Raw genomic sequence first — 14856 nt, 5'->3', positions numbered from 1 at the left:
GCTAACGAAAGAATTAGGGATAGGAGCGAGCTTACTAGGAATTATTATTAATAAGTGAGAGATGGTGCGGCGAACTTTTTAGAGCTAAAACCATGAAAAGCTTATGATATATGGATTTCAGCCTTCTTGTCCCCCTTTCAGCCCCACACCCTACACCCTCTTTCAAGTAAAGATGAAGTCACTAGCAGTTAACGTGCCCGCAAATCCTGCAAGGGTAATCTGACCGAAGCCTGGAGTAGAAGGACTCGTAATGATGTCGTTACCAGCACCAGGGCCGACAGTAATCGTCAAAGCCCCGATGCCGCCGAGACCAAAGGCAGACAAGTCAATCTTGTCAGCACCACCCCCACTGAAGTCAGTGATGACATCGTTACCAAAACCACTTGCGAAGCGGAACGTGTCATTGCCGATCCCCCCAGTTAGGGAGTCATTGCCGAGGCCGCCAACCAGAGTGTCATTGTCCGCACCACCGATTAGGTTGTCATTCGTTGAAAAGATGGGCCCAAATGAAACAACCAAGGACGTGGTGTCGCCTCGGCATGGTATCCGATGGGATGGACTAAGCCACGATGTTGAAGTTGGTGTTGCTCAGGGCGAGGCCGGTGCTCAATTGAGCAATCTGCACTTGACCTGCAGCACCCGTCCCGTCGCTATCGAACCACAGATTTCCATTGGAACTGTCATAGATGAAACGATGGTTGGCTGTTGTAGCGGCTGCCCCCAAGGTGAATCTGGTGGCTGCCAGTGTGCCCAGACCGCCAATGGTGGCGAAGCCGGAGCTGGAAACATTAAACAGATCGCCAGTGGTTGCAGTGGGATCAAAATCAGTAATCGTGTCGATGCCTTCTGCAGCGTTATTGAAAACAAAGCGATCGCTGCCGCCGCCCCCAGTCAAACTATCAGCACCAGCCCCACCGACGATCGTGTCGTTGCCGCCGCCACCGGAGATGGTGTCATTGTCCGCACCACCGATTAGGTTGTCCGCCAGGCTACCGCCGTTGAGGACATCATTGCCGGCACCGCCGTCGTAGGTGCGGGTGGCGGAGTTGGTGGCAGTAATGGTGTCGTTCCCGCCTTGTCCGAAGACGCTGCCAGAGAGCAAGGTTGTGGCGCTGAAGTCGAGGATGTTGTCGCTGGCGTTGCCATCGATGTTTCGGTTGGAACCACCCGCATCCAGGTTGACCCGCTCGATGCCGTTGGTGGCCAAGAATTGATTCAGCACCAGATTGCCTTGGCCGCCATCTGTGGTTCGCTGCAAGGTGTCGATACCTGACCCGCCTTGCAGGTTGTCAAACTCAGCCTCGTTCAGGTTGGCGAGGAAGGTATCGTCGTTATCGCCGCCGTTAAGACTGTCACCTCCAGAACCTCCCTTGATGGTGTCGTTGCCGCCGCCACCGGAGATGGTGTCATTGTCGGCACCACCGTTCAGGATATCATTCTGTGTACCACCGTTCAGGGTGTCATTGCCGGCATCGCCATTATAGGTGCGAGCCGAGGCGTTGGTGGCAGTAATGGTGTCGTCCCCGCCTAAACCATTGACACCGTTAGAGAGAAAGGTGGTGGCACTGAAATCAAGCACATTGCCATTCGCGTTGCCATCAATCCCGCGATTTTGGCCGCCCGCATCCAGGTTGACCCGCTCGATGCCGTTGGTGGCCAAGAATTGATTCAACACCAGATTGCCCTGGCCGCCGGTGGTGGTGCGTTGTAAAGTGTCTGTCCCCGACCCGCCTTGCAGGTTGTCAAACTCAGCCTCGCTCAGGTTGGCGAAGAAGGTATCGTCTCCCGCACCGCCAAATAGGAAGTCTTCATCCGCACCTCCGGTAATGGAGTCGTTTCCGGCAAGGCCAAACACCAAGTCTTGTCCATCACCAGCCTGAATCGTGTTGTTCGCTGCGGTGCCCACAATGAGGCTACTTTTCCCGGCTACATCCGTATAACTAGCCGTGGTCATCACCACCACATTGTTGATCGGGATCAAGAAATCGGTGATGTTGTAAACCTGGCCATCATCTAGCACGTTGGCTGTGGCCGACTCGAAGTTTTGAGCCTTGAACTGGAGGCTCGCGATATTGATGGTGCCTCCACTGGGCGCGAGGGTCTTACCCGTGGGAGCAGCAACGTAAGTGTTGAGCGACCCGATATCGCCGACACTGAAAGCCCCAAGCTGCAGGGGAGTCAACACCAGATTGATGGTGTCAGTACCGTTGCCGCCGTCATAGACGGTGACTTGGCCGCTGTGGCTCGCCGCCGTCCAAACCGTGTCGGCACCGTCAGCCATGCTGACGCCGGTGACGTTCAGCACCTGGCCGATCAGGCTGAGGTTGACCACCTCGTTGGTGGCGTTGCTGCCGTTGATGGCCTGATTGTTGCCGTCCAGGGTCTCGATGCTGGAATAGGTGGCTGTGGTGCCGCTGCCCGACGGGCCGAATGAAGATATGCTCAGCGCACCAGCACCCGTGTTCCTGATCGTGTCGTTGCCGGTGCCGCCGATGATGGTGTCGCCGCCCACCTGTAAGCCAGCGATGTTGAAGGTGTCGTCGCCGTCGCCCCCGTCCATGCTATCGGCACCGTCGCCGCCGGTGATGGTGTCATTGCCCGCGCCGGCATTGATGCTGTCGTTGCCGCTACCAGTGCTGATCGTATCGGCGAAGCTGCTGCCGACGACGATCTGGGTGCCGGCGCCGCCGGTGATGGTCACCCCGGCATCCGCGGTGGAGACGTTGACGTAGTCTGTGCCGCCGGTGGCATTAAAGGTGTTGATCGCGCCCACCTGAGTGGCACTGCTGAACCCGGAGAGGTCGAAAATGTCGCTGCCGTTGTTGGTGCCGTTGATGGCAAAATTGTTGCCTTTGAAGGTCTCGATGCCCTGATAGGTCGCGCCGGCGGAAGGCGGCAGAAGCCCGTTGATGAGGGAGTAGTTCGTCCCTGCTTTGCCGAAGGAAAGGAAAGTGGACAGGGCGCCGGTGACGTTGATGGTGTCGCTGCCACTGGTGCCCGTGTCGTTGAAGGTGTCGCCGCCCAGCTGTAAGCCAGCGATGTTGTAGGTGTCGCTGCCATCGCCCCCATCCATGCTATCGGCACCGTCGCCGCCTATGAGAGTGTCATCGCCCGCGCCGGCACTGATGATGTCGTTGCCGCTACCGGTGCTGATCGTCTCGGCGAAGCCGCTGCCGGTAACGTTCTGGGTGCCGCCGCCGCCGTTGATGTTGATGCTGGTGAAGCTGACACCGGAGTTTGTGGTCAAGCCGGACAGATTGACGACGTCGGTGCCGCCGGTGGCGTCCAAGGTGTTGATCACCAGATCGGTGTCGGTGAATGGAGGTGACCCCCCAGGGGAGATGGTGAATCCCGACCCGGTGACCTTATAGCCGCCTGTGTCGTCGAGGACGTTGATCGTATTGCCGCTGTTGTTGCCATTGATGGTTCGCGTAGGCATAATCTTTTCTCCAAATTTGTTGTTTGCGTTGACGCGCCGGTGCCAGTCCTGAAAGCCAAATGGGGCCATCCAAAAAATGGTCTAAGCCCCCGATTGGGGTCAGACTCGACTGACCGATTGTGGACACTCAAAGTGAATTAGTTTGATCTTACAGTATCTGGTTTTTCGTTAGTTGGTATGGTTCGATAGGGGGGCATAAATCGACTAAATTCTTATCTGGCAAGAGATTTAATTGATTAGTTCGCTCCAGATCGCAAACAATTGACAAAAATTGCGGTAATGTCTTTTTCTATAAGGGTTTCATCCCTTATAACCCCCGTCCATTGCATAACACAAACCGAAGAGCCCAGTATCTAAGCACAACTAATTACACATCTAAGCCACTACTCCGTCAGACTTCTGCTGTGATCAGTAAACAGTGAACTGAAAACTCAAATCCGATCCCTAATAGCTGTCTCCCGTCTCCCGTCTCCTGTCTCCTGTCTCGACTAGGAAATTAATTTTGCACGACTACTTAGGGACTTGCGTGGGAATAATATCTCAGCTTTGAAAATCGCCCTGTAGAAGAATCAGACCAGCCCTATGGCACATTATCAAAGCGCAAGTCCCTTATCTGTCATTTCTAGTTAAGAATTACCCTTGGGAGCATGGTAAGGTTCAGAATCAAAAGGCTGCATCCCCACATCGGGATATTCATCATTGTTGGGACTAAAAATGCGAGCGAAAGCCTCTGTTAGGTACTGGACAAAATTGTGTAATGTATCCTTGATATTCATTGCTTTTCTCTCCGACTCTCGACAACAATCTCTTTTTCGGATCAGGTTGATTCACCCCTCCATCGCCATTATCTGGCCAGAATCTCATCAATTGTTGACTTTTGAGATAATTCTTGAATAATCTCCATAAGACTTTATATTTTTTCTTGTTTATCTAAATCTTTATAGTAATTCTTGTATTTTTGTAAAGGAAAAATTATTCAATCAAATCGCTGAACAAATATTTAATTGTTGTCCAGAAAGGACTGTATCCTTGTTGATCATCATTTTGATTGTTTATTTAGAAATGTGACAGAAAAAAATAAGGTTTTGGTCGTAGATGCAGCGAGTCAAGGTTAGCTTTATTGTTATTGAGCCGGAATTTGAAATTGCTAACTTAATTGACCCAGTGGTGCAGAAAACTCCTGAAAGACTTGCTGGACAAGGAGTCCGAGTTAGATAGGGAGTTAGGAGGAGCAAGTTTATGAGATGCTTAAGTTCCCCAAAGTCATCCCTAGGTTAGCCCCTCTCCTTTAACTTCAACTACTTGAACAACTAAGTCAATGGATTAAGGGATAATCTCGATCGCAGTAGCTTTGCTCTAGCCCACTGGACTTAGGTAGTACAAAAGCACTACTGCAGACGTTTTAAGCGTTCTTGGAGAATTTGGGCTTGTTTTTCGGACTCTGCTAAAGCTTGCTTCGTTTTTTGGATTAAAGCTTCTGGAGCTTTTTCGACAAAGCTAGGTTTATTCAGGCGATCGCTCAAACTCTTAATTTCCCCTTCTACTTTAGCTAAATTTTTCGCTAATTTCCCGGCCAATACAGATATATCAACCAATCCGGACAGGGGGATGAGGATTTCTACCGTAGCGACAACACCAGCGATCGCTTGATTGACTTCCTCGGTTAATTTGGTCGTCAAAATTAAGTTTTCGATCTTGGCCAAGTCCTTTAAGTACACTTGTCCGCGTTGCAAAATAGCTAATTCTTGGCTGTTTTCTGTCTGTAAAATTGCCGTAATCGTTGCCCCCGGTTTAATCCCCGCTTCGGCCCGCAAATTACGCAACACCCGAATACTTTCTATTAATAACTCAAAAGTATTTTCTAAGTCTAGATCGATCAGAGAACTATCGGCTATTGGATAGGTTTCTAAAGCCAAAACCTGCTGATTTTCTTGGGTTAAATTATGCCAAATTTCCTCGGTAATATGGGGCATAAAGGGATGTAATAATTTTAATGTTCCTGCCAAGATAAAAGCCAAAGTTTGCCGGGCTGTAGCGCAGGAAACCGATTCTTTATCCTTCCATAAACGAGTTTTCACTAACTCGATATACCAATCACAGAAATCGCGCCAGATAAATTCGTATAGACCTTTTGCCGCTTCTCCCATGCCATAATTTTCTAGATAATCTCTAGTTTTTTGCACTGTTTGATGATAACGAGATAAAATCCAGCGATCGGCTAATTCTAAATTTTCTAAAGCTGGTTCTCCCAATTCTTCTGGAGTTTTTCCCTCCAGATTCATCATCACAAAACGGGAAGCATTCCAAATTTTATTGGCAAAATTTCGGGCAGCTTCTACGGATTCCGATTCATCGGTTTTACGGTTATATTGCAGACTGATATCCTGTCCTGCTCCTGCAACTTCTCGAATTAAGGTATATCGTAAAGCATCGGTTCCATATTTATCAATTAAAATTAGGGGATCGATGCCGTTATTGGCAGATTTAGACATCTTTTTGCCGTTTTCATCCCTAACTAAACCGTGAATATAGACATCTTTAAAAGGCATTTGTCGCGTAAAATAGCCCGCCATCATCGTCATTCTAGCCACCCAGAAAAAGATAATATCAAAACCGGTGACGAGGGTTGTGGTGGGATAATAGGTGTCTAGATCAAGGGTTTTTTCTGGCCATCCCATAGTTGAAAATGGCCACAATCCCGAGGAAAACCAAGTATCTAAAACATCGGGGTCTTGTTGAATAATTATATCCTCTCCATACTCTTGTTTGGCCTTGGCTAAAGCGGAGGTTTCATCCCAGGCAACAACGAAGGGAGTATGGTTAGTAATTTCGTTATTGGTTTCACTGATAATATACCAAGCAGGAATTTGATGACCCCACCATAGTTGTCGAGAAATACACCAATCTTTTAGTTTAACTAACCAATCGCGATAAACTTTTGTCCATCTTTCTGGCACAAAACGGGGCGAGTTTTCCTGATCTAAACAGGTTAAAGCTTTTGTGGCTAAAGGTTCAATTTTAACGAACCATTGGGTAGATAAAAGGGGTTCCACGGGAACTTTACCTCGATCGCTATAGGGGACGCTATGGCGATAGGCTTCAATCTTAACTAAAAAACCGTCTTCATCGAGTTTTTTAACGACATTTTTGCGGGCAACAAAACGATCTTGACCCGCGAATATTCCGGCATTTTCGTTTAAACTGCCGTCTAAATTCATGATATTAATAAAGGCTAAATTATGGCGTTTACCCATCTCAAAATCCTTGGGATCGTGGGCCGGCGTAACTTTGACGCAACCAGTACCGAATTGGGGATCCACTAATTCATCGGCAATAATCGGGATTTCTCGCCCCATTATCGGTAAAGTGACGGTTTTGCCGATTAAATGACGATAACGGGGGTCTTGCGGGTTGACAGCGACACCAGTATCACCGAGCATGGTTTCGGGCCTTGTGGTGGCTACTTGAAGATAACCACTACCATCGCTGAGAGGATAGCGAAAATACCAGAGATTTCCCTCAATATCCTTGTTTTCCACCTCTAAATCGGAAACGGCCGACCGGGATTCCGGACACCAGTTAACTAAGTATTGACCGCGATAGATTAATCCGTCCTCATAGAGTTTGATAAAAGCAGTACGGACAGCATGGGAAAGTCCCTCATCCATGGTGAAACGTTCCCGCGTCCAATCGACGGATACCCCCAAGCGTCGCAGTTGATTAACAATGGTACTACCTGACTCCTCTTTCCATTGCCAAGCGCGTTCGAGGAATTTTTCCCTTCCTAGTTGATAACGGTCGGTTTTTTCGGCTTTTAATTGGCGATCGAGTATAGCTTGTACTGCAATACTAGCGTGATCTGTTCCGGGCAGCCAGAGGGTATTTTTGCCGGTCATGCGTTTGTAGCGAACAAGTGTATCAATCAAGGCACTCTCGAAAGCGTGACCCATGTGGAGACTACCGGTAACATTGGGAGGGGGGATAACTATACAGTAGGTTTCGCCGCCTTTTTCGGGGTTTGCTGTAAATATTTCTTGATTTTCCCAATATTGCTGCCATTTCGTTTCTGTGATCTTGGGATCGTATTGCTTCGATAGTTCCGAGGTCATGATGGGGGGATTCTACAATTCTTAGTTCTTTGTCAATTGTCCCACATTTGGGAGAGATCAAATTCCTGTTTAGTTGCTGGGTAAAAAATTTCAAGAGTCTTATTAAGATAGCTGTTATCTTTTCCTTGGGTAAACATAGCTAATTTCTGGTAATTCTTTTGCATTTCATCAGTATAATAATTGCTATAATCAATTGAGGGAGTCAATCAATGGGTAGGTAGGTATTAAAAACTTTCAGATGCCCCCTTATTAAGGTAGGGTTGATTCATTTAAATTAAGTACATCTGATTTTGAGTTAATAAATTTGACTGAAGATTCTCAAGTTTATCTTTCTCTAACTAAAAGAGTTAGTCACAACAATTAATCTTTAATCCTCTGCTAATATTTATTATGAATAGATTGATAAAGCTTGTTATCAAGCCACTAAAAGCCTATCTCTCTTGAAATTGTCTGAGAGTACATCCTGTTAATTTAGCTAATTTTTCTGCTTACTTCTTACGTCGATAAAACTATCAGTTTTTCCCAACGTTCAGCTAACCACCTTTGTCCCTCTGTTATTGAGAGAAAACCCAAACCTCTGAAAAGATTCAATCCTATAGTTGTGAGAATTGACCAATTGCTTGCCGCTTGAAAATCCCTGATCTGGCTTTTATCTTCCTCAAAAATTACATCTTTTACCCAATGTAACTGATTTTTTATTTTCCAATGTCCTCACTTCGACACATTTCGAGACATTTCGACAAGCTCAATGTAAAAGCTCAATGTAAAAGCTCAGTGACCGCGAATAATTTTGGCAAATACTTGAGCGGATTCGGTTAGGCTACACTTCGACACATTTCAACAAGCTCAATGTAAAGGCTCAGTGACCGCTGATATAGTAAGCTGTTTCTTCATAAGTTTTATCCCCGCGACTACCCTTTCTTTCTACTTTAAGAAGTCTTCGCAGATTTTCAAACCCTTGTCTTTCATTTTTCTAGTTTTTCCGAACTTACCATATAAAATCAACTAGCAAAATGCCAATTTAATAAATATCTAAGACTAAAGTTTTTAAAGTTTCTAAATCCACAGCCTCTCCTTTTAATCACATTCAGTTTATTGTTAATTCCTTCAACTGTTCTCTGGGTTGTTCGGTTATCAAAATGATGAGTATGAATGCAATTCAATTATCTTAAACAAAAATGCCAAGACTTAGCGATAAAATATCCAGACAAAAATTATTTATTTGATAATTATATTGAAAGACAAAGATATGAGTATAACAATTTAGAAAATATAATTACTTGTGCAACAATGGTAATTCAAAATAAATAATTTTGGACTAACATCGCCTTCCGTCTGACCCTGTTCCATAAGTTGATTGCAATGTCGAAGCCACTGCCTAGCAGTACGCCATCGCTAAGTGATTTTTCATATTACGTCAGAGCGTGGCGAAAAACTCGATGACCGGTTCGAGAGGGCGGGACTCGGCTAATGTAGAACGGGGGTGCTGAATCGTTTGTATTTTTTCAGGCTACCACCCCCTCCTTTTCTGATACCGAACTGAGGGTAATTATCGTCAAGCGTCAAAACATCTAGGCCTCTCCTTAATCCTAGTAATGTAAACTTTGATTATAGAGAAAGACTTCTAGCTCCGATCCGATGTTACATTAATAATTGAAGCTAAAAAAAAAGGTTCTTCCTTACTTGGTATGGTTCGATAGGGTGGCATAACGACGATAACAGCGATCAACCTGAACGCTCATATTTCCTAGAGTAGAGAACAAGGGAGTTAGGCAATTGCAGCTAGGGTTCAATGCTTCTCCAACCAGTCCCAAGTAGTGGGGGGAAATACCTGAGAATCGATAAACTGATCGCTGTTTGCGGGTGATGCTAGGCGTTGGACAAAAGCGAGATTATAGAAGGGATTATGGAAACTTGGACGCGATCAATTGACATCGAGGAGATAGCAAAACGCCATGGGTCTCCTCTCTACATACTGAACGTCGGTCAGCTTCGTCGGAACCTGTCCCACTTTGTGGAGCTTGTCGGCAGTCCATCTCAGGTTGCCTACCCGATCAAGGCTAATCCGTCGATGGCGATTCTGAATGAACTGGCATCCCTGGGATGCTCCGCAGACTGCTCTTCTAAATATGAAGTTGAGTTGGCCCTTTCTTGCGGATTCCCGTTGAATCGGATCACATACAACAGTCCGGCGCCCGACCACCAGCTAATGGTAGATCTCCTCGATGGAGGCTCAACAGTAGTTGCTGACTCTCAAGCTATATTAGATGACCTTCAACATAAGCTTTATGGCAAGGATTGGAGTGGGAGCTTGCTGGTTCGAGTTAACCCAGAAAAACCGGTGGAATATTTCCACAATACTGATTGGCAGGATATGGTTTCTCACGCCTCGCCTAACAGTAAGTTTGGCATCCCATCCGAGGAATTGCCAGATGCTCTGGCCAGTTGCAAACTACCTATAGCTGGCTTGCATATCCATATTGGAACTCAGATGGATAATGTATCGGCATTTAATAATTCGGTTCAGTTTATTCATCATTTGAAAAACTTAATCGAAGCCAGCTCGAATCATTGCATGAGAAAACTAAATCTTGGCGGTGGGTTTGGCATTGACTTCCATGACGGGCAACAGTTTCCAACAATCCTAGAGTACACAGAAGCATTAAAGAAACACTTGTTACCCGGTATTGAGTACATAGTCGAGCCTGGACACGCACTGGTTGGTAATGCCGTCGCCTTGTTGACTCGTATCCGCGAGCTTAAGCAGATGCGGGGCAGACGTTGGGCTATTGTTGATGTTGGCTCCGACCAGCTAATCAAGGTGACTCTCCTCTCATGGAGCCACCAAATTATCGATCGCAATCATCGCACCCTGCCTACTCAAGGGGACGATGCTATTGGAGGGCCACTTTGTTTTGCCGGCGATATATTGCTACCATCGACCAATTTAGAAGGCCAGAGTCCTGGGGATCCATTGTTAATCCAACACGCAGGAGCATATTGCTATTCAGTAAGCAATCACTTTAATGGGTTTCACGGGCCCGGGCATATAACCATAGATGAAATGGGTCAAATAGAAACGGCTTACGCTGCTGAGGACGTATTTGCCGATCACAGTTTCTTGGGATTTTCCAGGCCGACGCACCCCCCTTCAGAAGTGCTAGATCATGAAATTGATCTCGATATCATTGAAAGACTAAGCAGTGACTATCTCAAGCAGGGAGAATCTTCAGATGGCTACGCATTTACCAGAGTCCAACTCATAGCGCCAAGAACTTTGCAGTTCATGGTGAAGGCGAAGAGTTCTTTAGGGGCGATATCAATCCCATTCGCCGTCCGCATCGCCTCGGATGCCACAATAATTTCAGCTTTGTATCTTGTCGGCAAACAGGCCAAAGATGTTTCAGTTTGGGGAACAAGAACATATTTGAAGTCAGACACGATAATTCGTACCAGCCAGCCATTGAGACTGGTTGTATATATAGCGCCCAAATCAAGCCTCCCTGTGGATAAGCATACTACTCACCTGTCTCACTGGGACCTCGGCAACGGGAAGTTTAAGGGATCGTTCCGATTCATCTTATAAAGTTCTTTTCGTTGCCTTGCTCACGATATTTACACAAGCACCTTGGCACTGTGTTTCTATGATGCCCTCAACTTTTAGCTATCACCTTGAGGGTGGGAGCTTTTTCTTGCTTTAGGGGCAGTTTGTCTTTTTCCCTAGCGGTGATTGCTTCTTTGGTCTGTTGAGTTAGTTAATTCTTCTGCGCTTTCTTTGACTACTGTTGAGGTCACTGCTGCCATAATTTTTGAATAATAAGAGTTATGGTCGGTCAAGCGTCAAAACATCTAAGCTTTTCCTTGACCCTGGCAATGTAAACTTTAATTAAGAGAAAGACTTCTAGCTCCGATCCGATGTTATATTAATAATTGAGGCTAAAGAGAAAAGCCTCCCTGACAGATCAACTGGCAAGGTTATAAGGTCAAGTTCACAAAGGAGTAAACCCTGTTAAAGTTCCATTCTGTCTCGATAACGGCGATAACAGCGATCAACCTGAACGCTCATATTTCCTAGAGTAGAGAACAAGGGAGTTAGGCAATTGCAACCGAGGTTCAATGCTTCTCCAACCAGTCTCAAGTTATGAGGGGAAATACCTGAGAATCGGTAAACTGATCGCTGTTATTGTTTGTCAACACAAGTAATTGATAATTGCAGTCGCTCTCCTTTGATGAGATAATAGAAAGTCTTCTGTTCAAAAGGATATCGATAGGATGCGACTCTCTCAACAGCTTTTTGTCACCCTCCGGGAAGATCCAGCCGAGGCGGAAATCCCCAGTCATAAATGCTTAGTCCGTGCCGGTTACATTCGTCGTATCGGCAGCGGTATTTACGCCTATTTACCTCTGATGTGGCGGGTTTTGCAGAAAGTCTCCCAGATAGTCCGGGAAGAAATGAATAAAGCCGGCGCCCAAGAATGTTTACTTCCCCAACTGCAACCGGCGGAACTCTGGCAAGAATCGGGCCGTTGGGACACCTACACAAAAGCAGAAGGGATTATGTTTGCCCTGACGGACAGGCAAAACCGGGAGTTAGGATTAGGACCGACTCACGAAGAAGTAATTACTGCCGTCGCTCGTGATTTAATTCGTTCCTATCGACAATTACCGGTTAATTTATATCAGATTCAAACTAAATTTCGCGATGAAATTCGCCCTCGTTTTGGTTTAATGCGGGGGCGAGAATTTATTATGAAAGATGCCTATTCTTTCAATCTCGACGAGGAATGTTTAAAGAAAACCTATCAAGCGATGGATATAGCTTACCGCAATATTTTCCGCCGTTGTGGGTTAGCTTTTCGGGCAGTAGAAGCGGATTCTGGAGCGATTGGCGGTTCCGCATCCCAAGAATTTATGGTCTTAGCTGATGCTGGGGAAGATGAGGTTTTATTTACTGCCGATGAAAAGTATGCGGCTAATGTAGAAAAAGCCGTTTCTTTGCCAGCAGATAAAGTGGCTTCTCCCTTTAAAAAGTTTGCTAAAAAAGAGACTCCTAACACCAACACGATCGAAAGTTTAGCTAAATTTCTCGATTGTTCTGCCACTGCCATCGTCAAAAATGTTCTCTACGAAGTGCTTTATGATAGCGGCATAACTGTTTTAGTTTTACTGCATATTCGCGGCGATCAAGAGGTTAATGAAGTTAAACTACAAAATGAATTAGTTAGACAGGCGAGCTGTTACAATGCTAAAACAATTTTGGCTTTAAAAATACCCGATGCTGCCGCTCAACAGAAATGGGCAACTAAACCTTTACCTTTAGGTTATATTGCTCCCGACTTAGAAGATAATTTACTCAAAAAAGCCAGCGATATAGCTCCTAAGTTTTTACGCATAGCAGACAACACAGTGACAGACTTAGAAAACTTTATCACTGGTGCTAATGAAACCGGATTTCATGTAGTGGGAGCCAATTGGGGTAAAGATTTTATCTTACCAGAATTAATCATCGATCTACGCAAAGCCCGGGTAGGCGATCGAGCTATTCACGATCCTAATCAAACCTTGCAAAGTGCTAGAGGAATTGAAGTCGGTCATATCTTCCAATTGGGTTATAAATATTCTCAAGCTATGAATGCTTTTTATACTAATGAAGCGGGAGAATCTACCCCCATTTGTATGGGTTGTTATGGTATAGGAGTATCCCGTTTAGCCCAGGCAGCCGTAGAACAATCCTACGACAAAGATGGCATTATTTGGCCGGTAGCTATTGCCCCCTATCAAGCGATTGTGGTTATTCCTAATTTAGCCGATGCCGAGCAGGTAAAAACCGCCGAAAGTTTATACAATGAGTTAAATCAAGCCGGCATTGAAACCCTGTTGGATGACCGGAATGAACGTGCGGGAGTTAAGTTCAAAGATGCGGATTTAATTGGGATTCCCTATCGCATTGTCACGGGTAAATCTCTCAAATCGGGTAAGGTGGAATTAGTCGAAAGAGCCAGTAAAAAAGCGTCAGAAGTAGTAATTAATGAGGTGGTTTCCTATTTAAAAACTGCTATTTCAAAGGTAAATGCTTCTGATTAAGTGATTAAATATACAGATAATTTTCTTTGTTTATGTATTTGATGAGCGAATATGAGTCGGGGTACCTCCTGTCATAGCAATAATTTTTCCAGCGTTGCTGATTTGAGATATAAATCTTCTTTTGTGGGATTTTTAAAACCTAGACCCAAACTGGGGTAAGGGCATCTCAAAGGCTATTGACAATTGGCCAATTTTGTGATTTGCGTGGGCATTTCAAGTGACACCAGTCAATCAGAATAGTTACGAACTCGACCTATTTGGTCGATTGTTGCTTAACAATTGAGATGGCAAATTCTACTCAAATATGCCTGAATTGTCGTCTGGGTAGGCAACTCACATAAAGTTCATCTTGTCAAGGATTGTTAAGATGCGCTTACCCAGGGACACTAATATGCCATAGAGTTTTTTCTCTCTGATTTGGTCTATTACTATTTTACTGAATTTTGCCGATTCATGAAGAAAAAAGTGTTGCTGCCTTTGGCCAAGATAGAGCGATTACATTTAAATTTTTAATAAGGTCGAGGTTGAAAATTATCGGGAATATCGAGTTCAAATACTTGGTCATGAATCCGAGCCACATAAAACCCTTCTTGCAGAATTTTTTCGCGTAATTCGTTGGATAAGTCAACTGATGCTAGTATGCCATAGAGTTTTTTGTCTTTGTGTTCAGTGAAAAAGCTGCGAAACCGTTGCAAAATACTTTTTAATTGTGTAATGGATTCCTCTCTAGCATGACTTTTAACCTCAACGATATAGGCAGTATTTAACTCACCATTGGTATAGGCAAGGACATCAATTTCTAGGTGTTTTCCATCTTTACTGACTCGCACACTGGGACTGATAACTTCCATGCCGAACCGTTGTCTGAGAATCGTTTCCATTGAGGGAAGGGCAAGTCCTTCGGTAAAGCTGCCGAATTTGGCACCAAGTCCCCCAATTTGCCGTCCTAATTCTTTGAGTTGTCGGTCGGTTTCCTGTTGTCGTCGCTCGTTTTCCTTCTGTTGTCGGTCAGTTTCCTTGAGTTGTCGGTCAGTTTCTTTTTGAGCGGCAGTTAATTCGGACTGAGCAGCAGTTAATTCGGCCTGAGCAGTCGCTAATTCGGCTAAGATTCGCCATACGTCTTCGGATGTAGTTGCCATAGATAATTTTTTTCCTCTAATTTGGTCTATTACTATTTTACTGAATTTTGCCGATTCATGAAGAAAAAAGTGTTGCTGCCTTTGG

General features: G+C 45.4%; 8 protein-coding genes and 3 pseudogenes. 3 read left to right on the top strand and 8 right to left on the bottom strand.

Annotation, left to right across the window (positions count from 1 at the left end; genetic code table 11):
- Positions 1 to 162: 162 nt before the first annotated feature.
- From O9323_RS11775 to O9323_RS11760, 4 genes and pseudogenes are all read right to left on the bottom strand, one after another.
- Entirely contained in the window at positions 163 to 519 is a 357-nt protein-coding gene (locus O9323_RS11775; RefSeq protein ID WP_024969087.1) for a M10 family metallopeptidase C-terminal domain-containing protein, read from the bottom strand.
- Positions 520 to 559: 40 nt separating this feature from the next.
- Entirely contained in the window at positions 560 to 3439 is a 2880-nt protein-coding gene (locus O9323_RS11770) for a beta strand repeat-containing protein (protein WP_288125153.1), read from the bottom strand.
- A gap of 148 nt (positions 3440 to 3587) precedes the next feature.
- A pseudogene (locus tag O9323_RS11765) lies at positions 3588 to 3768 on the bottom strand (hypothetical protein).
- 297 nt (positions 3769 to 4065) lie between these two features.
- Positions 4066 to 4215 carry a hypothetical protein gene (locus O9323_RS11760; protein ID WP_002752187.1) on the bottom strand — a complete coding sequence of 50 codons (150 nt, stop codon included), beginning with the start codon at positions 4213 to 4215 and terminating at the stop codon, positions 4066 to 4068.
- A 319-nt stretch (positions 4216 to 4534) separates the two neighbouring features.
- On the opposite strand from O9323_RS11760, the gene O9323_RS11755 reads away from it, so the two are divergent.
- On the top strand, positions 4535 to 4657 hold the full coding sequence (locus O9323_RS11755) for a hypothetical protein (RefSeq protein ID WP_002738230.1): 123 nt from the start codon (positions 4535 to 4537) through the stop codon (positions 4655 to 4657).
- Between the two features lie 170 nt (positions 4658 to 4827).
- Here the strand turns inward: O9323_RS11755 and O9323_RS11750 are convergent, their stop codons facing one another.
- The 3 genes and pseudogenes from O9323_RS11750 to O9323_RS11740 all read right to left on the bottom strand — a co-directional run.
- Positions 4828 to 7548, bottom strand: a complete 2721-nt coding sequence (locus O9323_RS11750) for a valine--tRNA ligase (RefSeq protein ID WP_002736991.1) — start codon at positions 7546 to 7548, stop codon at positions 4828 to 4830.
- Between the two features lie 495 nt (positions 7549 to 8043).
- Positions 8044 to 8521 (bottom strand): annotated as a pseudogene (locus O9323_RS11745) (hypothetical protein); the annotation flags it as partial.
- Positions 8522 to 8549: 28 nt separating this feature from the next.
- Positions 8550 to 8690 (bottom strand): annotated as a pseudogene (locus tag O9323_RS11740) (transposase); the annotation flags it as partial.
- A gap of 764 nt (positions 8691 to 9454) precedes the next feature.
- Here O9323_RS11740 and O9323_RS11735 point away from each other — a divergent pair.
- Complete coding sequence (locus O9323_RS11735; protein ID WP_288125152.1) at positions 9455 to 11134, top strand: diaminopimelate decarboxylase family protein; 1680 nt, start codon at positions 9455 to 9457, stop codon at positions 11132 to 11134.
- Positions 11135 to 11820: 686 nt separating this feature from the next.
- Positions 11821 to 13632 carry a proline--tRNA ligase gene (locus O9323_RS11730; protein WP_002752191.1) on the top strand — a complete coding sequence of 604 codons (1812 nt, stop codon included), beginning with the start codon at positions 11821 to 11823 and terminating at the stop codon, positions 13630 to 13632.
- Positions 13633 to 14141: 509 nt separating this feature from the next.
- On the opposite strand, the gene O9323_RS11725 is transcribed toward O9323_RS11730, so the two are convergent.
- The gene (locus O9323_RS11725) at positions 14142 to 14771 is read right to left on the bottom strand and encodes a DUF3782 domain-containing protein (RefSeq protein ID WP_288125150.1); all 630 of its coding nucleotides are present in this window, start codon (positions 14769 to 14771) and stop codon (positions 14142 to 14144) included.
- Positions 14772 to 14856 lie beyond the last annotated feature (85 nt).

This window comes from Microcystis sp. LE19-131.1A (assembly GCF_027532015.1).
Lineage (GTDB): Bacteria > Cyanobacteriota > Cyanobacteriia > Cyanobacteriales > Microcystaceae > Microcystis > Microcystis ichthyoblabe_A.
This window is presented reverse-complemented; position numbering and strand designations above follow the sequence as displayed.